Source organism: Chitinophagales bacterium (assembly GCA_040877935.1).
In the GTDB taxonomy this organism is placed as follows: Bacteria; Bacteroidota; Bacteroidia; order Chitinophagales; family CAIOSU01; genus JBBDNB01.
Window position 1 is genome coordinate 31,391 of the sequence record JBBDNB010000026.1, and the last position, 24,178, is coordinate 55,568.

A 24,178-nucleotide genomic window follows, 5' to 3' on the forward strand; every position below is an offset into this window, starting at 1 on the left:
ATGCCCGCCTATTTCTTGCTAACGGCATTGTTTTTTACCAAAATATCTACAAAGCTTATAGATGCATCTTCCATATCATTAACGATACCATCAACTTTAGATACGATGTAGTTGTAAAAAATCTGAAGAATAATAGCTACGATCAAACCAAATACTGTTGTTAAAAGTGCTACTTTAATACCACCGGCTACCAGTGAAGGTGAAATATCTCCGGCTGCTTCAATAGAATCGAAGGCTTCGATCATACCGATTACCGTACCCATGAATCCTAACATAGGCGCCAAGGCGATAAACAATGCAATCCATACCAATCCTCTTTCTAATAAGCCCATTTGAACAGAACCATAGGAAACAATTGATTTTTCAACAATGTCGATTCCTTCATCTACTCGATCCAATCCCTGGTAGAATATACTTGCAATTGGACTTCTATTGGATTTGCAAATCTCTTTGGCACCATCGATGTTGCCTGCTTTCACTTCATTTTCTACACTGGCCAGTAGTTTTTTGGTATTGGTAGTTGCCAGGTTCAGTGAAATAATACGCTCAATACAGAAGGCAAGTCCCAGGATCAAACAGACCAAAACGATACCCATAAATTCAGGACCACCCTGAATAAAGTATTTCTTGATCAATTGATGTCCTCTGACTTGTTCTTCAACGGGTTTTTCTGGTTCTGCCACAGGAGCAGCGGCAGCTTCTTCTTCCTCTTCTTCCATTACTTCTTCCTCAGCATTTGCGGAGGTATCAGTAACTTCTTCACTTGTCGCAGCAGTATCGCTTTCGCCCTGTGCAAAAATTTGTTGAGCTAAGGCGAGTTGGATGCCTAAGATAGCTAAGATGATAAACAGCTTTTTCATTGGTGATTAAGATTTGTTTGAGAATGAATTCAATTAATTTGGTGAAAATAATAAAAATTTTGCGGAGAGAAAGGGATTCGAACCCTTGGTACCCTTTTGGGGCACACACGCTTTCCAAGCGTGCACCTTCGACCGCTCGGTCACCTCTCCGGTATCACAAAGGCTACAAAAATTCAAATTTTAATGCAATAATCAAAAAATAATCTGCATCCATCGTGTCATTATTTGTTAAACAGATGTTTGGAATTGCGATTTGTAAACTCTGCAATTGTCGCAATATCAAGCTCCTTAACTTCCGCAAGCTTTTCTGCCACTAATGCAACATAGGCACTTTCATTTCTTTTCCCCCTGTGCGGACTTGGCGCAAGATAAGGAGAATCTGTTTCTAAAACGATATGTTCCAGGCTGATGTCTTTTATTTCTTCCCGGAGCTTGCTGTTTTTAAAAGTAAGTACTCCTCCCAGTCCAATATAAAAGCCTTCCAATGCGATAATGCGTTCGGCTTCGGCTTTAGTGCCACTAAAACAATGAAATACCCCGCTTAAATTTTCGTCATTTATCGCTTCAACTATTTCTATGGCATCGTCAAAGGAATCGCGTACATGAATGACTATGGGCAGTTTTAATTGCTTTGCCCATTTAATTTGTTCTCGAAAAGCTTCTTTCTGAATTGCTTTAAAAGAAGTATCCCAATAATAATCCAGGCCAATTTCTCCTACTGCACAAAAGTCAATGTCTTTTTGGTCAAATAAATATTTGCGGGCTATTTCCAATTCTTCTTTCCAGTTTTCTGTAACCGAACAGGGATGAACACCCATCATAGGAAAACAGTTGTCGGGAAATTTTTTGGCTACAGCCAACATGGCTTCTATGCTACCAGAATCAATATTAGGCATAAACAATCTATCAATACCCTGATCTATCGCGCTTTGAATAACTGTATCGCGATCTTCATCAAATTGTTCTGCGTAAATATGTGTATGTGTGTCTGTCAATTGAGTTTTCATTCTTATCCTGCTTTGAGTGCTGCAAAGGTATAGGCTTTGCTCCAATCCTCTAAAAGTTGGGGCAGCATTCTTTTGAGCTGTGGGAATGCTTTTTTGCTATCGTGAAAAACAATGATGGAGCCTTTTTCTACTTTCTTTCTTAATTGATTGGCACTTTGGGTTATATCAACTTGTAGATCAAAGTCATAGGACAATAAATCCCACATTACAATTTTATACTGTTTTTTTAATTTTCTGTACTGACTGATTTTCAAACTACCATAAGGTGGTCGGAACAATTTACTTTTTACCAAATCTGCAGCTTTTTCAATGTTTTCAAAGTAAATTTTATTGTCACAATCTTTACCTCTTGGATGATCGTAGCTGTGATTGCCAATGCTGTGCCCTTCGGCTAATATGCGGTCAAATATTTGAGGATATCTTTCTACATTTTTTCCCAAACAAAAAAAGGTGGCTTTTGCATTGTGTTTTTTTAGTAAATCCAAAACCCAGGTTGTGACTTCAGGCGTGGGGCCATCGTCAAAAGTCAAAAACAGTTCATTTGACTCACTCGGAACCCGCCATAAAACAGAGGGGAATGCTTTTTGTAAAATACCGGGGGTGCTATACCATTTCAAAACCTGCTAATGAATTTCTGTAAAATTAAGGGTTTAGAATTATCAAAATTTGATGTGAAAGGCACAACAACATAAAATAATTCATGCCAACCAACATAAACATAACCTGAAAATAGACTTTTCCGGGAATGATAGCAAAGGCGTATATACTTTCTTATTTTTGCCACTCAATTAAACCCAATAAGAAATGTCTTCTAATGTAAGAGTAAGATTTGCGCCAAGCCCAACCGGGCCATTGCACATTGGTGGTGTACGTACCGCTTTGTATAATTACCTGTTTGCCAAAAAAAACAAAGGAACCTTCATTCTGCGCATTGAAGATACCGACCAAACCCGTTATGTGGAGAAGGCAGAAGAATACATTGCCGAATCGCTCAAATGGTGTGGCATAGAAGCCGATGAATCTCCGGAAAAAGGCGGTGAGTTTAATCCATACCGGCAATCGGAACGCAAAGACCAATACCGGCAATATGCAGAGCAATTGCTTGAATCAGGGCATGCCTATTATGCCTTTGATACTGCCGAGGAACTGGAAGAAATGCGCGAACGCATGCGCAAGCAAAATGTGCCCTCACCGCAGTACAATGCCGTTTCAAGGCAATACATGAAAAACTCACTCGCCCTTTCTGCCGATGAGGTTAAGAAAAGACTGGACAATGGCGAACCCTATGTGATTCGTGCCAAACTGCCCAGAAATGAGGAATTGCGTTTTGAAGATGAAATTCGTGGTTGGGTAGTGTTCAATACCGGCCAACTGGACGATAAGGTATTGTTCAAATCTGACGGTATGCCAACCTATCACCTGGCAAATGTGGTAGATGATCATTTAATGAAAATTACACATGTTATAAGAGGTGAAGAATGGTTACCTTCTGCTCCATTACATGTTTTGCTATACAGGTTTTTTGGCTGGGAACAACCCATTTTTGCCCATTTACCGCTTATCTTAAAACCTGATGGGCATGGAAAACTAAGTAAAAGAGATGGCGACCGACTCGGCTTTCCCGTTTTTCCACTCAACTGGAAAGACCCTGAAACAGGAGAGCAATCCAATGGATTCAAGGAACGCGGTTTTTTCCCCGATGCCTTCAACAATATGCTGGCCTTTTTGGGCTGGAATCCGGGAACAAATCAAGAGGTATTTAACAAAGAAGAACTGATTGAGACATTCTCACTGGAAAGGGTTGGTAAATCAGGTGCTAAATTTGATTTTGAGAAAGGCAAATGGTTCAACCAACAATATCTCAAAATGCAAAAACCTGAAACATTGGTAGAACTTGCAAGGCCCGTGCTGGAAAAAAATGGTGTTAAAAAAGACGATGCTTTTCTCCGGCAATTTGTAATGCAAATGGTAGAACGTGTTGTATTCATCAACGATTTTTGGTCAGAGGGCAAGTTTTATTTCCAGGCTCCTGATGCTTATGAGGAAAAAATGATCCGCAAAAAATTCAAGCCGGGCAAAAAAGAGAAATTTCCTGAGCTGGTCAAAGCACTCAAAGAAACCGACCCCTTTAATGCAGAAAGTATTGAACAAACCGTGAAGACTTTTATGCACGACAATGAGCTTGGGTTTGGCGATGTGCTTCCCATTATCCGCATAGCAGTATCAGGCATTATGCAGGGGCCTCCTATTTTTGAAATGGCAGCTTTGATCGGTAAAGAAGAAACCGTCAACAGGTTAGAAAAAGGCCTGGAAGCTTTTGAGGGAATTGCTGGCAAAGATTGACCTTTCAACTATACGTGATTTTTTAAGTGTTTTTGCATTTGAATTTTTTAAAGTATTTTTAGTGCATGGCTAAATTGAAGGAAAAATTAATCGAAGAAATCAGAAATTCCAATGACACAGAATTGTTAAGGGAAATCTATAAGGTCTTAAAAGAATCAGACAAAAATGAAGTGATTCAACTTAGAAATAGTCAGATCAAATCCATTCAAAAAGCTGAAGAGGAAGTGAATAGAGGTGATTTTATCACTCAGGAACAAATGAACAAAGATATTGATGAATGGCTAAAAGATTAATTTGGGCACCTGTTGCAAGATTACAGCTCAGAGAAATTATTTATTATTGGAATAGCCATAATCAATCAACAACATATACTAAAAAGTTGCGCAAACACTTGCGAAGTGTGCTAAAGCTGGTTTCTTATTATCCAGAAATTGGGAAAAGAACAATTTACCCAAATAATAAAGTTAGGGCTAAATCATTTATGGATAATTTTTTGATCATCTATAGAGTTGATCCTAAAAATATAATAATCCTCAACTTTTGGGACAATCGACAAGATCCTGAAACCAATATATACTTGAAAAAGTAAAAACTTAATTTTGGCATTAAGTGCACTAAATAATTTCCGAACTCAGTTCACCTATGAGCGATGCTCCTATTATCTATTTTGATAACAAGATTTTATCTGATTATCAGGAAGAAAGCAGTTTAGTTATATGATAGGCTTATGCTTTAAAAGAAAGCAAAAACAATAATTAGTTTATTTCTGACGTATTGCTTACATTTAGTTTAGACTAAAATCACTAAACATGATGCAAGAATTTGTGTTTTTAATAAGCAACTAAAAAAACAAGCTATGCCTAAGAAAAAGAAAATGAAGGGAGATCCACAGGTTCACGAAGACCTAAAAGGGTTTAAAGTTGATATCAATGAATTTGGCGAAATTGTGAGCAATATGTCGCCCGAAAAACTCAATGAATTTTTAAACAAAAATGTTTCTGATAAAAAATTCAAAGAGCGCGATGATGAAGATGAAATCCGCAAGGAAGGAAAATTCAAAAAAGGGAAAGGCAAGAAAAAAGAATAGAAATCCAGAATAGAAAATCCATGTCATTAGATTCAATCAAAACCATTGCAGTGGCCGGTGCAGGTACTATGGGAAGTGGTATTGCCCAATTGGCAGCACAGGCGGGCTACAAAGTCGTTTTATTCGACATCAAAAACAAAGCACTGCAAAATGCTGAACAGAGCATCAACAAAAACACAGATAAGGGTATTGAAAAAGGCAAACTCAGTGCCGGGGACAAGGAGAGAATTTTCAAAAACCTTGTTTTTACGAGCAATTTAAACCACCTCAATGCAGAACTGGTCATTGAGGCCATCTTGGAAAAACTGGATCCTAAAGTTGATTTTTTCAAAACCATGCACGAATTAAATGGTGAGCACTGCATCTTTGCCAGCAATACCTCTTCCATTCCGATTACTAAAATTGCAGCGCAAATCCCAAATCCCGAACGGGTTGTGGGAATGCACTTTTTCAACCCGGCACACATCATGAAGCTGGTGGAAGTAATTTCCGGGGCAAGTACCGACACAGAAGTAGCTGAAACTGTATTTCAACTGGCAGAAAAAATGGGCAAAAAACCCGTCCATGCAAAGGATGCTCCAGGATTTATTGTGAATAGGGTTGCGCGGCATTTTTATGTGGAAAGCCTTAAAATATTAGAAGAACAGGTAACTGACCACCAGGGAATAGATAAACTCCTAAAAGCAAGTGGTTTTAAAATGGGACCATTTGAATTGATGGACTTGATCGGGGTGGATACCAATTTCTCCGTAACCACTTCCATGTATGAATCCTTTCATTACGATGACAAATTCCGACCCAGCAGAATTCAAGAGCAGAAAGTACATGCCGGCCACCACGGAAGAAAAAGTGGTAGGGGCTTTTATGATTATTCTGGGAAATAAAAGAGCACTTTAAAAAGCCTGCCTAAACTGCTGTAAAAAGCGCAGGTCATTTTCAGCCAGCAGGCGAATGTCCTTGATCTGGTACTTGAGCATGGTGATGCGCTCTACACCCATTCCGAAAGCATAGCCCGTATATTTTTTGCTGTCGATGCCACAGTTTTCCAACACATTGGGATCTACCATTCCACAGCCGAGAATTTCTACCCAACCTGTGTGCTTACAAACCGAACAGCCATCACCGCCACAAATAAAACAGCTCACATCCATCTCTGCACTGGGTTCTGTAAAGGGAAAATAAGAGGGTCTCAGCCTTATTTTGGTGTCAGCGCCAAAAAACTCACGGGCAAAATACAATAGGGTTTGTTTTAAATCTGCCAGGGAAACTTTTTCATCAATATACAGCCCCTCAACCTGGTGGAAAAAACAATGCGAGCGCGCACTGATGGTTTCATTTCTGTAAACCCTACCGGGTGAAATAGTGCGAATGGGCGGTTCGCTGTTTTCCATTACACGCACCTGCACCGAGCTGGTATGTGTGCGCAAAACAATATCCGGATTTTCATTGATAAAATAGGTGTCCTGCATATCACGGGCGGGATGGTCCTCTGGGAAATTCAATGCCGTAAAATTGTGGAAGTCGTCTTCAATTTCCGATCCTTCTGAAATGGTAAATCCAATGCGCTTGAATATATCAACGATCTGGTTTCTGACCAGTGTGACCGGATGCAGACTGCCAAAATTATGCGGGTATCCGGGCAAGCTCAAATCAACAGTAGCATTCGCTGATTTGTCTTTTTTCAATTCTTTTTGAAGCTTTTCAAATTTGGCTTCAATGCCTTGTTTTAATGCATTGCAAGCCAGTCCAAATTCTTTTTTCTTTTCTCCCGGCACAACCTTCATGTTGGAAAAAATGGATTTCAACTTGCCTTTACTGCCCAAGTATTCAATGCGGAACTTTTCCAATTCTTCGGGGCTGGAAATTGTTTTATCCTCAGCTTCCTTGGCCAGATTTTTAATTTCTTCAAACAATTGGTCAACCACTTCAGGCATAATTCATTATTATTTATCTGCTGTAATTTGGAGCTTCTTTGGTAATGGAAACATCGTGTGGATGCGATTCGCTAGATCCCGCTGCTGTCATTTTTACAAATCGGGCATCCTTCAGTTTTTCCACTGTAGGAGCACCACAATAACCCATGCTTGCCCGCAAACCGCCAACATACTGGTACATCACTTCTGCCAATGAACCTTTGAACGGTACCCTGCCCACAATGCCTTCTGGCACCAATTTTTTAATATCTGCCTCTACATCTTGGAAATAACGATCTTTTGAACCTTTTTGCATGGCCTCCAAAGAGCCCATTCCTCTGTATGACTTGAATTTTCTTCCTTCGTAAATGATGGTTTCGCCTGGTGATTCTTCCACTCCGGCAAAAAGTGATCCTGCCATTACGCTATCTGCTCCCGCTACAATCGCCTTTGGAATATCCCCCGTATAGCGAATGCCGCCATCGGCAATCAAGGGAATGCCTAATGGGCGAAGGGCTTCGGCTGCTTCTATAATTGCGGTTATTTGAGGTACACCAACGCCTGTAACAACCCTTGTGGTACAAATAGAACCGGGGCCTACGCCTACTTTTACGCCATCTGCCCCGGCATCTGCTAGGGCTTTTGCTCCTTCTTTGGTTCCAACATTTCCTGCAATGACTTCCAAATCTGGAAATCTTTTTTTGGTTTCTTTTACGGAATTCAAGACACCCGCTGAATGACCGTGTGCGGTGTCAATGGTAATGACATCCACGCCCACTTTCACAAGTGCTTCTATGCGCTCGAACATATCGGCCGTTACGCCCACTGCTGCGCCTACCATCAATCTGCCATATTCATCCTTACAGGCATTGGGAAAGCTTTGCACTTTAATAATGTCCTTGTAGGTGATAAGCCCGACCAATTTCCCTTCTTCATTTACTACGGGCAACTTCTCTATGCGGTGTTTTTTCAAAATAGCTTCTGCCATTTTAAGATCGGTGCCTTGCGGAGCAGTAATCAGGTTTTCAGAAGTCATTACTTCCGAAATCTTTTTGTCATTGTCTTTTTCAAATCGCAAATCCCTATTGGTAAGGATGCCAGCCAGTCGGTTTTCTTTGGTAACAATTGGAATTCCACCAATTTTATTTTCCTTCATGATGCGCAGCGCCTGACCTATAGTACCATCTATGGTCAATACAATCGGGTCGATGATCAAGCCACTTTCAGATCTCTTCACTTTCCGCACTTGTTCGGCTTGCTGATTTATACTCATGTTTTTATGAATAAAACCCAGTCCGCCTTCTTGCGCAATAGCTATGGCCAATTGATACTCCGTTACCGTATCCATAGCAGCGGATACGAGCGGCACATTCAAGGTTATTTTTTTGGTGAGCTTGGTTTGAATGTTTACTTCTCGGGGTAATATTTCTGAATATCCGGGGATTAGTAAAACATCGTCAAAGGTGAGTCCTTCACCTGCAAATTTTTCGTTGGAAAGCAGCATTTTCTAGAAACTTTTGGCAAAGATACTAAAATAATGCCCTAAGCGTGAAAACAGTGGACGCTAAATATTCAGCATCAAAAGCTAAACCTCTATTAAATAAGGTCAAAAATTATTATGTGCTCAGAATGTCAGAAAACACTGAGATAAGACTGGAAATACAGCTTTACCCAGGACAAGTATTGTAAATTTTTACTCTACATTGCAATTTTACCTCACCACCATCTTCTTGGTTACAATCCCTTCCTCAGCATAAATCTGCACCAAATAAATCCCGGCTGGCAGATCCAGGTTTAGGCGATGCCTGTTTTCGTTGATGTTTTCTTTGTAATACAGTTCCTTGCCATTGATATCCGTTACAGCTACTCGCTGTATAATGGTATTTCCGGCATCTATGATGGTTTGGTTTTTGGTTGGGTTGGGATAGAGCTTTATTGAATTAGCCAATTCTAAACCTAAAGCACTCAAGTAGGGATCAATCACAACTGCGGTATCAGGTGTACCAATTACATCAATGATATTCTCCTTATTGTCTATTGCCCGAACATTTGTAGTCTGAATGATGAATTCCATTCGGGTGGTCTTGTTGTACAAATCCGGATCCAATACTACCATTATGGTTCCTATCTGCCCATACAATTGACCAACACTATTCTGCAAATCGGTTCGTGTAATGGCTATATCAGTCTGGGTCATAGATGGCAGGTTTTTTGAAAAACCCAACAGATTCTGCGCCAAATTGCCCATCCAGCTGGTATCCAATTGTAAATAAAGTGGGTTGCTTAAAAAGGAGGAATCATATAAAAGAGAAAAAGCTATACCATAGAGGCTGTCCAAAAATATTGTAGGATTGCCCAACATAATTGCTGCATAGACCGTGTCGTCAACATACATGGTATCGGGAAGATTGACATATAGTGGGATAAAGTTCTGCTGTGCACTATTTTGGGAGTTCTTATTGTGTGTTAGGTTGTAGTTTTGACTGATCGCTGTCGTGTCATTGAAATCAACCAATCCATCACCATTGCAATCGGCATGTTTAAAGTTTACAGCATTGTAAAAAATGCTGTCCCAACTACTCGACTTCTGTCCTTCCCAGTTGATGCTTGCATTTTGCCGGACAGGTCCATTAGTTCCATAAGCTATTCCCAGACTCAGTACATCAAAATTATTGGCAATGCCATCATTGTTGATGTCTCCTGGCCATACACAGGAACAGTCTGTGCCTGTTGGAGCGGTCATATTACAGTAATCATAATTTTTAGAATAGAAATACACCCCTTGCGTTGAATCTGCTTGATTGCCCGCTGGGTCTGAAAAGCTTGCGGAGATAAAATATTGGGCACTGTCGGAAGGAGGATAATTTTCATCCAAAACCAACTGAACTGTATTTGCGGAATTGCAGGAACAAGGACCTGAAATTAGCTCAGAAACTACAATTGAATCTGGACCACTGATATTGAAATCCTCTTTTGACAATGAACCACAAGGAATGCCTTCACTGAATTCAACCATAATAGTGTCCCTTCTCTGGCAATTGGAGTCCAAAGTAAGGCTTGTAAAAGCATTTGCGATTTCAGGAGCGATGGTATCTGGATTGTTTGGATTGAAATAGCTCAGTGAGTCAAGGAAAGTTGCTGTGCTTGGAGTAAAATCTATTGTAAAACTATCTGAAGCAGAATAATACCTGTTAGTGAACAAAACATATTTTTCACCTGCGAAAACCTGTAATGGAGCATTAAATGATGGTTGAGTATGATCTGAACTTACCGTTGTATATCCATGACGAAGCCCAGTAGTATCATTACTAGATTGAAATACTGCAGCATAATTACACCTTATATTGCTTAACAATCCAGAAGCAATATCTTCACAACAATAAGAATATAATGTATCCCTTAATTTAAAAAGTGCAAAATCATAATCAGACCCAAAAGCTCGGGGGAATATATCAAAAAGCAAATATCCATCGCTATCTATTTCAAATATAATCCATGTAGAGTAAAGTTCACCATCATCTATACACCCATTGTAATTTGCAAGATCATTAACATTTCCAGTATCCAAGCTTGCGGGAAAAACATTGACTCCACCAGCAACAAATTTTGAAGTGGCACAATCTCCCCATTGGGCAAAAGAAAAAAGTGGTAAGAATATAATTAAAAAAGTCAATAGGGCTTTGTGGCCGATTTTCATAGTTGATTTTTTGCTAACAAGTTCAGTTCGTAAAAATAGTTATATTTATTTAACCACCATCTTCTTAGTAAGCATCCCTTCCTCAGCATAAATCTGTACCAAATAAATCCCGGCTGGCACATCAAGGTTTAATCGGTGGCGGTTTTCGTTGATGTTTTCTTTGTAATACAGTTCCTTGCCATTGATATCCGTTACCGCTACACGCTGAATAACGGTATTTCCAGCATCTATGATCGTGTGGTTTTCGGTGGGGTTGGGGTAGAGATTTATAATATCCCCCTGCGCCCAATCTTCAATGCCGACACCCTGTTCAAGGGTTACCTGGGTTTCGTTTGTTTTTAGCGAAGCGGAATGGTTGAAAATAATCGCAGCACTATTCTCAATAACAGTACCGTCCGGCAAGCCTGGCTTCATGATGATATTGTATTGGACAAAGCCATAGCTTTGCAATAAGTTTGTCGTGCTGTCAGGAAGCATAATGCCATCAAACTCCCAGACCAGGATATTCGGCTGCGGCATGTGGAACTCCATAAGGTCGGGCCTACTGGCGAAAGGCAGCGAAACGCTTTCTATATCGAGATGCGGGGAAATAGTGTCGACAATGGTCAAATGATACACCGTGTCATCGGTGATGTTTTGAAAGTTGATCACATATGAGAATACCGAGTCTGCCCTGCTTATTGTTTCTTGCTGAGCATCCCCGGTGTGGAACACTTCCATAAAGTTGAAACCATTGTCAGCAGCTCTTCTTAGCGGGCCTGACTGCACATATACGGTATTGGTCCGTTCATCATTTCCGGGACAAGCATCTGGTGTTCCGCAGGTATAAAGCCCGCGCCAATCCAAAGCCGTCCCGGCAGTAGCCGATGAATCCAGCTCAAAATACATGCTCATGCAACCCATGCCATTGGCCTGAGGCGGGAATATCCATTCCACATATGTGTTGGTGACAACATCAGGCGTAATAGCGGCACTGACAAAATTGACCAGGGGATCAAATTCCAGCCGCAGCGTACAGTTACCTGTCACACCATGCCACTTATAATCCATCCAGGCACGAAACTGCTGCCCGGCATGGATGCCGGAGAAAGAGCGGATCGTATAAACCCCCACATCGAAAAACGGCTGTACCTCCACGCCAAAGTCGTTACCCGATGATACCGGACTGGAGGTGGACACACTGACCGTATAGGTGGGCGGGGAAACGGGAAAGGTCTGTACATAAGTGGGATTGCTGCTTCCGCAAAAATACGAAGGGCTTCCAGGAACAAATTCCAGCACAATGGTAGAGTCAAAAGGCACTTCAACCGAGTAGTCGCCATTGGCATCTGTCTGCGTCTGCTGACCGTTGCTCAGGATGATGTTCATACCTGCCAAGCCCGGCTCGCCTGCATCCTGCACTCCATTGCCGTTCAGGTCATCGAACACATGCCCGCTGATGGTGCCACAGGGCGATTGCGGTCGTATCAGGCCGAAATCCAGGCCGCTGCTGTCAGGGTTAGCTACTGAAATGTCCACGCTATGGTTATTGCCCACTGGGAAAGAGATAGAATCCGGTAGCAAAACGCTGCCGGAACAGTAGTACCGTGTAGGGGCGTTGATCTCCACATTAAAATTGCCGAAAGTGCCCACGCCTATGGAATAGTCGCCATTCTGATCGCTATAGGTAAACAAGCCCCCCGGAGCCAGGCTAACCCTTACGCCTGCCAGTCCTGCTTCTCCGGCATCTTTTATACCATTGCCATTTAAATCTTCAAATACATGTCCGTTGATGCTACCGCAAGTGCCCGCCAATAAAAAGGTGTCGGTAGCCTGGCAACCCGTTGCATCACTTATGGTAACATCATAGAAGCCCGGGCATAGATTGATCACTTCCGATGTGGTATCACCTGTTGACCAGGTATATTGATAGGGCGGTGTCCCTCCTTGAGGTATTACAGAGGCATATCCATCACAGGATCCACATGATGCATCGCGGGTGGAATCGATTGCTGCTATACTTGAGTCAATAATTGTGGCTACAGCAGCAGCATCACAACCATTTGAATCAAAAACTGTAACGCTATACGTTCCCGCACACATACCAAGTATCGGTGAGCCAATCATACCATTCGACCATTGATATTGGTATGGAGGTGCCCCGTTATTTACAGTAACTGAAATAGATCCATTGCAATTAAAAACCGTATCACACATCGTATTATTGGTAGTACTGACAGTTATATCCAATGGCGTAACATTTGTAATGTTGATTTGTGCCGTAACTATGTCCTGTGAATTGGTATCGCTAACGGTAAGCGTAACATTATAGGTCCCGTTTATATTATATACATGCGTAGGGTTTGGAATAGTCCCTATTGTCCCATCTCCAAAGTCCCATAACCATGAAGTAATATTTCCGCTGGAAGTGTCTGTAAAAGTAACTTCCGCAGCACATCCGCTAGGGTTGTTTATGCTAAATGTAAAACCTGCATTGATCTGTGCTTTTGCTTGTGAAAAAACAATCAGGCACAGCAAACTGAAAATAAGACGACAACTTTTCATGGTATTTATTTTTTTGGATGAATCTAATTTAAAACAATTTTTTCAATTATTAAAAAATACAATTTCAGAACTTTGAAAAAGAAATTGAATTATAATATCAATCTCTGTTTTTCACAATCAACTGATTTTCAAATTTCAAAAACTGGGTGATATTTTATTATTCCCCTTTTTGGAAAATTTCTTTTTGCCAATTAATACACCAACACCTTAAAATACCCTGAAGCCTCACTATTGCTGACCCTAATTAAATAGGTGCCGGCAGCCAGGCCTTCCGTATCAATGCGATGGGTATTTTCATTCACGATTTTGCGACTGATCACTTTTCCGTAAATATCCAGTAAAGCCACTTCCTCCATCATTTCTTCAGAGCGGATATTGATCTGCCCATGTGCGGGATTCGGATAAATTTTGATTTTGTTTCTGTCAAAAGCTTCCTCAATGCCCACGCCCTTTTGCAGCACCACGACACTACTGCTTTCACCGCTCAGTTCAACGATCGTTTCATCTGCTGTTATGGCCAGGATATTGTCAATATTAATATTCAGGGTAATGGCTCCATTTCCTTTGCCCGAAACATCATCCTTGATCACGATGTGTGCGGTACCGATTTGTCCTTGTTGCTGTTGCACGTTCATTTGATCGATGCGGGCAAGGGCAATATCCGTTTTGCCGTTAGCGTGCAAATTTTTGCTAAAAGTGAGCAAATCGCTGCCGGGTGTACCGAGCCAAGAATTGTCAAATGAAAATGAGCTGCTGCTATCGACCAGGGCATTATCGTAGTTTACAGAAAATGCCAAGCCATAAAGCGAGGCGATCGGCATGGCCTGTGAGCCACAGATCAACGCTGCGTTGACGGTTTCCCCGGCCCTGATAGTATCGGGCAAATCCAGGTAAAGCGGAGGATCGGCAACAGCACCCCCGCTGCTGGATTTGTTATGGGACAATCCATAATTCAGGGAAACCGCCAGGGTATCGGAATAATCGATCAATCCGTCCCCATCGCAGTCTGCATGTTTATAGTTAACATCATTATAAAAAGTATCTATCCAATTTTCCGATTCTTGGGCTTCCCAATTTAATGATGCACTTGCTCTAATTTGCCCGGTTGAACCAAAAGCAATACCCAAGCCCAGAACATCAAAATTATTAGCGACACCATCATAATTTATATCACCAGGCCAAACACAAGAACATTCACCACCACTAGGGTCTGGAATAGAACATGAACTAGAATCTGATACAGTAATTGTTAAAGTACTGGCATTAGAATCTATCCGATTTCCACATAAATCAAATATATTTCTTGGTATAATCTGGTAGGTATTATTGGAAGTCAAAGGTGGGTTAAAAACCAGCATTACTTGAGATATCAAATCATCAGATTGACAATTTTGAGGAATAGCATCTTCAATTGAAACTGTTGTTCCTCCAACAATCCTGAAATTATAAACTTCTACCAAATCACAATCGATACGTTCATTGAATGAAACAAGAATACTATCATTTATCTGGCAACCCACTCCTTGAGAAACAGCAACCATTTCTGGTCTTGAGGTATCTGAAATACTTGCTGTACTCGAAGAAAAATCTAATGTATACCCAACTGTACCGCTTGAAAATTTATCAATAACTAAAAAAAATGTTTCTCCTGCCAATGCATTAATTGGAGCTGAAAATGGTGCGGCAGATGGACTTGATGAAAAATTCGAATACCCTGCACGCAGACCCGTAGTATCTTGTGAAACAGCCGAAAAATTACATCTTAAATCTTGTATGACTCCAGAAGCAATCCCATTACAAATAATACCATCATTAGGAGATTGAAAAACAGCAAAATCATAATCAGCTGGGCTATCTGGTATAATATCAAATAAAAGTTGGCCACTACTTTGAATATCTATTCTAAACCACATAGAATTTGTCTCCCCATTGTCTAAGCATCCTGAATAATTTATTGTAAGATCATTGACAAAACCTTGCCCAATATTAGGGCTTGAAACATAATATATATCTGAGCAAATAGTTATCGCTCCCTCACAATCTGAGGTGCTTGATTGAGAATATACCCAATATGGCATTAGGCTTAGGATCGTAATTAACATCAATTTTGAATTCTTTTTCATAGCACAGTAATTTTATCTATTCGCTTAAAGACTTTTTCACAGCTATGAAAGTAAATGCTTATTTGCTTAGAAAAAAGCACGTTTTTTGGTACTTTTCGGGTAATAAAATTGAGTTAAATTAGTATTAAATAGTTTAAATTACTGTAAATCAATGAATTAATAAATTTTTAGAAAACATTTTTTACTTGAAATGAAATTTTTAATGGAACGCAGGTGGAGCAGATGAAAAATGATATAAACAAAAATATCTGCGAAAATCCGCTTTATTAGCATCATCAGCGTTCAAACCACCATGCAGCAAAGCAAACTCATAGTCCACCTCAAAGCATTGTCCCGGCCGGAACTCAACCGGCTGCGGGATTTTGTGCATTCGCCCTATTACAACAAGCACCCCAAAGTCAGGGCACTGATGGATTTGCTTTTTGAACTTCACCCTGATTTTAAAGCAGAGCCGCTCGACAGGAAAAAGGTGTTTAAAAAGCTTTTTCCAAAACAGAAGTTTGAGGAACAAAAACTCTCCCACCTGATGAATTACCTGCTAAAACTGATGGAGCAATTTTTGGCCACAGAAGCTTTTGAAGCAGATGATTTTCTAAGGGAGTACCTCGCTGTGCAGGAATTGAAAACAAAAGTGCCGGGTAAAATATACGAGCGCAAATTGCAGCAAATGCTTAAAAACCTAGACAAAAATGACCAACACAGTGCCGATTATTTTCTTTATAAAGGCAAGGCCGAAGCCGAGCTGGATGAGTTTTATATCAACCGGAAAAAGCGAACAAAAGCCAATTTCCTTCAGAAAAAATCCGACAGCTTGGATCATTTCTTTTTGGCCACCAAGCTACAATACTACTGCGATATGCTCAACCGCAGCAATGTGCTGAATATTGAATACGACTATCCGCTGCTCGATGCACTGTTGCAACTCATAGCTTCCAATCAGGAAAAATACCTCGGCATACCGCTTATCAGTATTTATTACCGCATACTCAAAACCCTTTACGAGCCGGATGCAGAGCAGCATTTCAGTGCCTTGAAAAATAACCTGCTGCAGTTTAGCAGCGAATTTCCCCATCAGGAAGCCAAGGCCATGTACGATTATGCGCAAAATTATTGCATCAAGCGCATCAATCAGGGGGATTCCAAATATCTAAGGGAATTGCTTGACCTCTATCAACTGATGCTGGAAAAAGAACTGAAAGGGGCTGTTTCCACCTTCTGATTTTAAAAACATTGTGACCATTGCCTGCCGCCTGAACGAATTTGAATGGACGGAAAGTTTCATTCACCGCTACAAAAACAAGTTGGATGAAAAAATCAGGGAAGATGTGTTCCAATATAACCTGGCCGCATTTTATTACGAAAAAAATGATTTCGAGAAAGCCCTGCAATTGCTACACACTGTACAATTTACCGATACCTATTTCGCCCTGGGTGCCCGCTCTATGCTGATGAAAATCTATTTTGAAATGGAAGAGGACGATGCCCTGGATGCGCATTTTCACGCATTTAAGATTTACCTGCTGCGGAATAAAGTGATTTCTGCTTATCAGCGCAAGGTACATTTGAATTTCATTCGCTTTACAAAGCGCTGCTATCAGCTTAGGAATTTGAGCTACACCGATAGAAAAACACAAATCCAACAAAAAACCCGAAAGCTTTTAAAGCAAATTCAAAAAACAAAAAATATCACCAATAGAGATTGGTTGGTGAAACAATTAGTTGAGCCAACAAACTTAGTTAGGGCTTTTTGAGGAAGCCCTAGTTAATGATTAACTTATTAATTGAGATGCCGGCAATCGTGTAAACCTCAATCAGATAAATTCCGGCTTTAATATCCAGGTTTAACTGGTATTTTGAAGTATTAAGTCCTTGAACATTCATTAGCTGCTTTCCACTTATACTGGTTATGCTTACCCTTTGAATGTTTTCTCTACCAGCATCTATTATGATCTGGTTTTCAGCAGGATTAGGGTAAATGAGCATATTGGCATTCACGCCCTTAGCTTCATTGATATTGACAAAATTAATGTTTGTACAGTTAGAAATATTAAAACAAGCATTTTCCTCAACTTCTACCGCATAACTTCCATTTTCCGTAGCAGTGTAGAATTGACCTGTAGCCCCTGCTATAGGGCTATTCCCATTATCACAATCAATCCACTGATAGTTTAATCCGGCCGGAGTTGCAGTTAAAGTTGTATTTGAAACACTTACAGATACGGAAGGGGCAACACAAACTTTTCTGCATGCAGAAGTATCAGCGCACTGGTCAGACACAATAACTGCATAATTGCCAGTTGCTGAGGGAGTATATGAAGAACTATTGGCTCCAGGAATAGGTGAGTTACCGTTATTGCAATCAAGCCATTGATAACTCACATTAGAAGCGTTACTGCTAAGAGTTCCGCTATTAACAGTGACTGAGGTGTCCAAATTACATTCAGTATAAAACATTGCTATTCTATTTGCTGGAGTACCATTTGCCTCAGTAAATTCACCCCCAACAATTAGTCGGTCACAATCATCTACAACAAGAGCTTGAACCGAAGCATTCACCCCCATACCTACAGCCGACCAGGATGAACCATCCCATTTGGCCAAATTGTTCACGAATATACCTCCTGCCATACTAAAATCTCCGCCAGCATATAGATTTCCCTGGGAGTCAAAGGCCAGGGCAAAACAATCACCATTCAAACCAGAACCCAAAGCTGACCATGTTGTGCCATTCCATATAGCCACATGGTTTGCAGAGACGCTTCCCGCTGTTGTGAAATAGCCTCCTGCATATAAATCACCATTTGAAGAGAAAACAAGTGTTTCAGCACCGCCAGGTAATCCTCCACCAACAGCCGACCAGGATGAACCATTCCATTTAGCAAAATTATTAACAGCTATTCCATCTGCTTCATCAAAACCTCCACTGGCATATAAATCACCATTAGAATCAGTTACTAATGCTGTTATAATCCCTACAGCTCCTCCACCTTGTGAATTACTTCTCGTTAAGCCATCTCCTAATGCAGAAATAGTTTGAGAATTTGTATTCCATTCAAATACCCCTTCATAAGAAATTATGCCATTGTTAAAAAAAGAATTAGTTGTATGACCAACATAGACACTGGAATTGTGTATTGCAATTGAATAGGAAGTTATATTTGATCCAATAAGCTTAGACCATATATTTCCATCCCATTTTTGTAATAAATCTGCGCTACTATTATTACCTACGGCAAATAAATCTCCTCCTATAGATTTCAAACCGAATATTCTACCTCCTGTACTACCTGCACCAAAAGGCGTTCCAACCTGGATCCAGGTATTACCATTCCATTGAACAACTTTCTCAGTTAACTGCCCACCAGCAAATAAATCTCCTTGCGCATTTATATGTAAAGAGTAACTGCCATCGTTAAATCCATTCCCAATTTGTTCTGCTGTCCAATTATTATTTTGCGGAATAGGACACTGAGCTTGTATGGACTTTTTCAAAAATACTCCAGCTAAAGGAAGGAGAATAAAAATTAAATACCTCATAATTAAATACATTTTAAATTAAACATCACTCTTTAATACACCTACAGGAAGTGCCTTTTTTCTTGTTATGGGTCTGGCTATTTAAAAAATCTCCATTGGACCAAAGGTTGTAAGTCTTTGCTTCAGTAGCACTTTCCTCAAAATTGGTAAAAAACATATTGGCATGTCCTTTTCCTGTAAAATGTCCGTCATCTTCCCTGATTCCGGAAGGCACTGCATTAAAACCGGTGCTGTTCGTTGCACCATCGTTTGGCGCATCCCATAAGCTTCTGCTTTTTAAGGGACCTCCTGTGGGTTCGTCTATCGATTGCAAATGAGTTTTCAAAGTTTGCCAGTCATCTGGTACTGGAACTCGCCATCCATCCGGGCAAATTCCTTTTAAATGGGTAATGGCAAACCAATTGTAAAGATTGCCGTAAGTCTGTTGGTTAGATATATCATTTCGATAATAGGCATAAGCTCCGCTATTGGTGCTGATCCACGCCAGAGAATCTGAAACATGATCAATGGGAGAGCCATCTTTATATTTCGTGGTTCTTAAGTTTTCAGCAATCCAGCATTGATTACCAATTCTAACTACCGGATAGGAATTACCATCGGCATCTGTTATGGTTGAAGGACAAGTGATGCTCTCATCCTCATATGGTATTACTTCATTACGTTGAATACAACCGGGAACATCAAAGCTACTGTTGAAGCGGGACGCGATAATATTATAGATCGTAGGATCATAATTTTGCAACTGTGCCCGTGTAATTATATCATTGCTATTTCCATCCCCTCCCGGAGGGCCAAAAGGAAAATGCACCTCATAATAAATCATAACACATTCTGCCAGATATTCCTCTTTATTTGTCATTGCATAGGTATTGTTCCAAAGCCCCTGTGACCTGGCATTATTGTAGGCACTGCTTAATTCGCTTTCAAAATCACTATCAAGCAAACGCAATCCTGAAATATCAACCATGTGGACCATTTCATGTACCATGATATTGTGGTTTGGAGAAGGGTTATCTTCTGCAAAACAAAGCAAGCCAGCAGCAGTTGACGCTCCTGCTCCTGGCATATCCCAATAGACACCTATTTCGGAAACTGTAGTATTTATAAATTCCGGTAATTCCTGCGCTGTCTTACCAGGTCCAAAAAGGATATAATACTCCCCTCTTTCGATCAATTTGTTTTTTACTTCATCTAAACCCGTCAACATAAACTCAATGGTTTCATCGCCCACCCTTAATGCTTGTTCAGGCACGCCATCAGGAGCAATCACCGGTATTCCAGTACAATTGATATATTGCGTATATAAACTGGCATAATTAGCAGAGGCCGGCATGCTTCTCACAGAACAGCTCATTACTTCATTGTTGTCATTGGTTTGTGGTGCATCGGGGTCTTCAGGATCTTTTTCGCAAGCCGATAGAATAATCGAGATGGCGATAATTAAATAATGTAAATGCTTCATATTAGATCAGTTTAGTTTTTCAAAACTAATATCCTGGTGGGGTTACTGTGGCGTACCGTAAACCACAAAACTGAAACCCTGGTTGGTATCCGTTCCGCTGCCATTTCTGGTTCTTATCGTTATAGTTGTGCTGTTGGTTGGGTAGTAATTGATAAAACCATACACATTGGTATCCCACATGGTAGCGTTAAACACAATTGCTCCACTGGCAGGGTTATCAAGCACTAAGGTGTATCTGCCTGTAGCTGTTCGGGTCATGCTTGCTACACCATAAGAATTACTACCTAGATTCCCAAGGTAATCAGCAAAGCCATAAGCAATTGGAGTAGAGTTTCCATAGACTGTTCTTGGTTGTGGGTTAGTGGTGTTTTGCTGAATTTTCACCGCTCCATTTACATCTAGTTTTTCCTGAGGATTACTTATACTAAGGCCAACATTTCCACTTTTTAAAATAGTGATTGCATCCTGTCTGCTATTTGAGTTTGCCCCTACTCCTACAGCAAATATTCTATCTGTATTATTTCCCTGTGGAGAATATTCAGTGGCATACTGACCAATTACAACCTCATTATTTGAAACTGCGCTGTTGCCTATACCAGCTACAAAAGACTGGGTCCCAGAAGCAACATTATCTCTACCCGCAGCAAAAGATTGATTCCCTGAAGCAGTATTCCCTCTATTAATTGAAAAGGATTGGCCTCCGGTAGCATTATTTTGAAAGCCCATAGAAATGGAGTGGTTGGCCGTGGCATTACAGAATCTTCCAGCAGCAAATGAACCATAGCCAGAAACTGTATCATCTAATCCTACCGCTACTGAAGATCCTCCTGTAACAACATTAGAGCTTGAGCCTAAACTTGATTGTCCATTGACTTCAAACTTATGAAAAGGAGCAGCTGTGCCTATGCCCACATTTCCAGCATTCGTATTGTAAATATCATTCCCAAAAAGCGTCCAGGGCGAATTACTTCCCAAAACTACTTTGGCAGTATCAGAATACTTTGCATGCATGGCATAAGGCACACTCATAAATTTGGTGGTGCCCATATCCTGAAAACCATTACCGGTATTCACTTCTACCTGTAAATAATATTCGTGATTGCTCCAGTCGATAGTCGAAAATAATCCACTCAGAGCAGTTCCTTCGCCAATTACTACATTTACTAATCCGTAATCATTGGTGGTTTTGCTAAAGCTTTCCTGGTAAACAGTAATTCCTGTAGGCAGATCTTCTATGACAGTAAAGCGCAAATCTGCTGTAGCATTTTGCAAGATTTCACCACTTGCATTTCGAACCACTGCCTGGTAGTTCATTCCTTCAGGGCTTTGTGAAAAAAGGGTATTGCTCAAGATTAATAGAGCGATGAGTAGGATAGACGACAAGAAGTTTTTCATGATATTTTTATTTGGTTTTTAAAACATTGTATGATTGCTAAATAAATTTATTAGTCGATTTTCTGAATCTTAATCGTTTTTGAAAACTGTCCCTTTTCATCGTCTATGCGAATGAAGTAGTTGCCTGCCGCATAAGCCGAAAGGTCAATCTGCTGGCGACTATTGCCCAAAACAGTGATGTTTGATTTTGCTACTGGGTATTGTTTTCCCATTACATCAATTAAGCTGATTTGTAGTTCCAACTCTTTGTCCGCATTGAAATCCAGAATCACCATATTGGCCGTTGGGTTGGGATAGGCCTGCATGGAGAAACCAAACTCAGGTTCTTCAATGCCAACCGTATTGTCAGAAGCGGGTTGTTGAAAACCTTGCGTAAGAATAACTGAAGCTGATGTGCCTGTTGCAATAACTGTTTCCCCAATAGTGGAAGAAACTTGCAAATTGGCTGTTTCAGAATAGCTTCCACTGGATGCGATTACCTGTCTTTCCAGGCTTTGGGCAAATAATGCTACTGGTAAAAGAGCAATGAGTATTACTGTTATGTTTTTCATGTTTGGTTTTTTTAAAGTAAGAAAGGCAGAACAAGCTGCATCATTACCGCTTGTTTTGCCTATTGTGAAAAGCTTATTTTTTTCCTTGAATATCCATTCCCAATTGGGCTTTGATGGCATTTAAATCAGTCAGGAATTGCTGATTTGCTGCTTTTAATTTTTGGTTTTCTGCTTTTAAGGCTTCAATCTGTTCTTGTTGTTCCTGAACCGCTTTTACCAGAGGCACTGTGAATTCTGCATATCTCAGGCCTAAAATTTCTCCAGACTTATCTATCCCGCTAAAATTATATTTGGCTTCTTTAGCAGCAGCTTCAACTTCCTGTGCAATAAACCCGCTAAATTGAATTTTTTCAATGTCATATTTACCTTCCCATTGACCTGTCTCTTTAAGTCCCATTAACTGCTCTTGTTTGTTTACATCGTAATTATAAGTTACAGGACGAAGTGCTTTGATGAAATCTAAGCCAATTACGGTTTCCTGAATATTGTCCTTCACCCTGCCATCACTAAAAGCGGTCCAGTTTACTTGCCCCCCTATGCTATTGTAGCTTCCTCCACCAATTCTTGCTTTGTTGCTGGCATCTACAGCTGTGAAATTTCCTATTACAATAGAGTTACTTAAATTATTACTGGTTACACCTGCCAAATGGCCAATTGCAGTTATTCCATCTCCGGTTGTGTTGGTTTCCATAGCTCTTGTTCCAATTGCCGTATTTTGAGCACCTGTAGTATTTGATGCGTTAGCTCCTACTCCAAATGCTACATTATCATAACCGGTAGTATTAGCAGCCATTCCCCCATCCCCAACTACTGTATTTGTATTTCCTGTTTGTATGGCATTATTTCCAAAAACCAAACTATTGCCACCACTTCCTAAAGTTCTTCCGTTTATGGTAATATTTCCAGAAGTAATCTCCCCTGCGACATGTAGTTTATTGTTTGGGCTTGTTGTGCCAATACCCACATTACCACTATTATTGCTGTAAATATTATTCCCTGATTTTTCCCAATATGTATTCCCTGCATGAATGGCGTAAGGCACGCTTAGTAATTGCTGTGCGCCTAAATCTTCAAAACCGTTTCCGGTATTAGCCTCTACCTGTAAAAACTTATCGCCCGAAGTCCAGTCAACACTAGCCATAGAGCCAGATACTACTGTACCAGCACCTATCACATGATTCACTAAGCCAAATTGGTTGGGTGTAGCATTTGTAGTCTCCTGATATTCCACCGTACCTGTTGCAGAACCTGTACGGATGGTAAATTGCATTTCAACACTACCTGATGTAATCAAATCACCAGATCCATTGCGAACTACAGCCTGATAATTAAAGCCCTCTGGTGCTTGAGCATAAATAAAAGTTGCAGCAAAAATCAATGCCACAGCGAACAATAATTTCATTAGATTTTTCATGATAATTTTTTTAATGAATGAATGATGTAAAAATCAAAACATATTAGATGCAATACAATAGTTGGATTCAATGATTTTCAAATCCGTAAATCTGACAAGCAAATTCAAAAAGTAACTCCTGCCTCCTGCTAACAGTGTGTTTTCAGATTTAATCAGTATTTTGAACACTTTATAGTATCATTGGAATCAATGACAACTGCATTAATATTATTCAATGCTTTACATTTGCTTCCTGTTTGAACCCA

General features: G+C 40.3%; 20 protein-coding genes and 1 tRNA gene. 7 read left to right on the forward strand and 14 right to left on the reverse strand.

Features of this window, described 5'->3' with window-relative positions:
* Positions 1 to 8: 8 nt before the first annotated feature.
* The 4 genes from WD048_06460 to WD048_06475 form a co-directional block, all read right to left on the reverse strand.
* Entirely contained in the window at positions 9 to 860 is an 852-nt protein-coding gene (locus tag WD048_06460) for a MotA/TolQ/ExbB proton channel family protein (protein ID MEX0811840.1), read from the reverse strand.
* A 62-nt stretch (positions 861 to 922) separates the two neighbouring features.
* A tRNA-Ser gene (locus tag WD048_06465) sits at positions 923 to 1,010 on the reverse strand.
* A gap of 71 nt (positions 1,011 to 1,081) precedes the next feature.
* The gene (locus WD048_06470) at positions 1,082 to 1,867 is read right to left on the reverse strand and encodes a TatD family hydrolase (GenBank protein ID MEX0811841.1); all 786 of its coding nucleotides are present in this window, start codon (positions 1,865 to 1,867) and stop codon (positions 1,082 to 1,084) included.
* 2 nt (positions 1,868 to 1,869) lie between these two features.
* Positions 1,870 to 2,484 carry a polysaccharide deacetylase family protein gene (locus WD048_06475; GenBank protein ID MEX0811842.1) on the reverse strand — a complete coding sequence of 205 codons (615 nt, stop codon included), beginning with the start codon at positions 2,482 to 2,484 and terminating at the stop codon, positions 1,870 to 1,872.
* A gap of 187 nt (positions 2,485 to 2,671) precedes the next feature.
* On the opposite strand from WD048_06475, the gene gltX reads away from it, so the two are divergent.
* The 5 genes from gltX to WD048_06500 all read left to right on the forward strand — a co-directional run bounded on the left by gltX (position 2,672) and on the right by WD048_06500 (position 6,181).
* Positions 2,672 to 4,210, forward strand: coding sequence for a glutamate--tRNA ligase (gene gltX, locus WD048_06480; GenBank protein MEX0811843.1), 1,539 nt, complete (start codon positions 2,672 to 2,674; stop codon positions 4,208 to 4,210).
* Positions 4,211 to 4,275: 65 nt separating this feature from the next.
* On the forward strand, positions 4,276 to 4,503 hold the full coding sequence (locus tag WD048_06485; protein MEX0811844.1) for a hypothetical protein: 228 nt from the start codon (positions 4,276 to 4,278) through the stop codon (positions 4,501 to 4,503).
* On the forward strand, positions 4,488 to 4,799 hold the full coding sequence (locus WD048_06490) for a type II toxin-antitoxin system RelE/ParE family toxin (GenBank protein MEX0811845.1): 312 nt from the start codon (positions 4,488 to 4,490) through the stop codon (positions 4,797 to 4,799). The genes WD048_06485 and WD048_06490 overlap by 16 nt, the downstream gene beginning before the upstream one ends.
* Positions 4,800 to 5,066: 267 nt before the next feature.
* Positions 5,067 to 5,297, forward strand: a complete 231-nt coding sequence (locus WD048_06495) for a hypothetical protein (GenBank protein ID MEX0811846.1) — start codon at positions 5,067 to 5,069, stop codon at positions 5,295 to 5,297.
* 20 nt (positions 5,298 to 5,317) lie between these two features.
* Positions 5,318 to 6,181, forward strand: coding sequence for a 3-hydroxyacyl-CoA dehydrogenase NAD-binding domain-containing protein (locus WD048_06500; GenBank protein MEX0811847.1), 864 nt, complete (start codon positions 5,318 to 5,320; stop codon positions 6,179 to 6,181).
* A 9-nt stretch (positions 6,182 to 6,190) separates the two neighbouring features.
* On the opposite strand, the gene pheS is transcribed toward WD048_06500, so the two are convergent.
* The 5 genes from pheS to WD048_06525 all read right to left on the reverse strand — a co-directional run bounded on the left by pheS (position 6,191) and on the right by WD048_06525 (position 15,574).
* Positions 6,191 to 7,231, reverse strand: coding sequence for a phenylalanine--tRNA ligase subunit alpha (gene pheS / locus WD048_06505; GenBank protein MEX0811848.1), 1,041 nt, complete (start codon positions 7,229 to 7,231; stop codon positions 6,191 to 6,193).
* 13 nt (positions 7,232 to 7,244) lie between these two features.
* The gene (guaB, locus tag WD048_06510) at positions 7,245 to 8,714 is read right to left on the reverse strand and encodes an IMP dehydrogenase (GenBank protein MEX0811849.1); all 1,470 of its coding nucleotides are present in this window, start codon (positions 8,712 to 8,714) and stop codon (positions 7,245 to 7,247) included.
* 207 nt (positions 8,715 to 8,921) lie between these two features.
* Positions 8,922 to 10,907 (reverse strand): T9SS type A sorting domain-containing protein, encoded by a 1,986-nt coding sequence (locus WD048_06515; GenBank protein ID MEX0811850.1) that lies wholly within the window; start codon positions 10,905 to 10,907, stop codon positions 8,922 to 8,924.
* Positions 10,908 to 10,952: 45 nt separating this feature from the next.
* Positions 10,953 to 13,451 (reverse strand): SdrD B-like domain-containing protein, encoded by a 2,499-nt coding sequence (locus tag WD048_06520; GenBank protein MEX0811851.1) that lies wholly within the window; start codon positions 13,449 to 13,451, stop codon positions 10,953 to 10,955.
* A 191-nt stretch (positions 13,452 to 13,642) separates the two neighbouring features.
* The gene (locus WD048_06525; protein MEX0811852.1) at positions 13,643 to 15,574 is read right to left on the reverse strand and encodes a T9SS type A sorting domain-containing protein; all 1,932 of its coding nucleotides are present in this window, start codon (positions 15,572 to 15,574) and stop codon (positions 13,643 to 13,645) included.
* A gap of 292 nt (positions 15,575 to 15,866) precedes the next feature.
* Here WD048_06525 and WD048_06530 point away from each other — a divergent pair, with 292 nt between their 5' ends.
* Together WD048_06530 and WD048_06535 are read left to right on the forward strand one after the other, a co-directional pair.
* Positions 15,867 to 16,793, forward strand: coding sequence for a hypothetical protein (locus tag WD048_06530; GenBank protein ID MEX0811853.1), 927 nt, complete (start codon positions 15,867 to 15,869; stop codon positions 16,791 to 16,793).
* A 13-nt stretch (positions 16,794 to 16,806) separates the two neighbouring features.
* Positions 16,807 to 17,325, forward strand: coding sequence for a hypothetical protein (locus WD048_06535; GenBank protein MEX0811854.1), 519 nt, complete (start codon positions 16,807 to 16,809; stop codon positions 17,323 to 17,325).
* Positions 17,326 to 17,332: 7 nt separating this feature from the next.
* Here the strand turns inward: WD048_06535 and WD048_06540 are convergent, their stop codons facing one another.
* The 5 genes from WD048_06540 to WD048_06560 form a co-directional block, all read right to left on the reverse strand.
* The gene (locus WD048_06540; GenBank protein MEX0811855.1) at positions 17,333 to 19,111 is read right to left on the reverse strand and encodes a T9SS type A sorting domain-containing protein; all 1,779 of its coding nucleotides are present in this window, start codon (positions 19,109 to 19,111) and stop codon (positions 17,333 to 17,335) included.
* A 25-nt stretch (positions 19,112 to 19,136) separates the two neighbouring features.
* Complete coding sequence (locus WD048_06545) at positions 19,137 to 20,573, reverse strand: FISUMP domain-containing protein (GenBank protein MEX0811856.1); 1,437 nt, start codon at positions 20,571 to 20,573, stop codon at positions 19,137 to 19,139.
* Positions 20,574 to 20,615: 42 nt separating this feature from the next.
* Positions 20,616 to 21,968 carry a hypothetical protein gene (locus WD048_06550; GenBank protein MEX0811857.1) on the reverse strand — a complete coding sequence of 451 codons (1,353 nt, stop codon included), beginning with the start codon at positions 21,966 to 21,968 and terminating at the stop codon, positions 20,616 to 20,618.
* Between the two features lie 50 nt (positions 21,969 to 22,018).
* Positions 22,019 to 22,519 carry a T9SS type A sorting domain-containing protein gene (locus WD048_06555; GenBank protein ID MEX0811858.1) on the reverse strand — a complete coding sequence of 167 codons (501 nt, stop codon included), beginning with the start codon at positions 22,517 to 22,519 and terminating at the stop codon, positions 22,019 to 22,021.
* A gap of 73 nt (positions 22,520 to 22,592) precedes the next feature.
* A complete protein-coding gene (locus WD048_06560; GenBank protein ID MEX0811859.1) occupies positions 22,593 to 23,933 on the reverse strand; it encodes a tail fiber domain-containing protein in 1,341 nt (446 codons plus the stop codon).
* Positions 23,934 to 24,178: the final 245 nt, after the last annotated feature.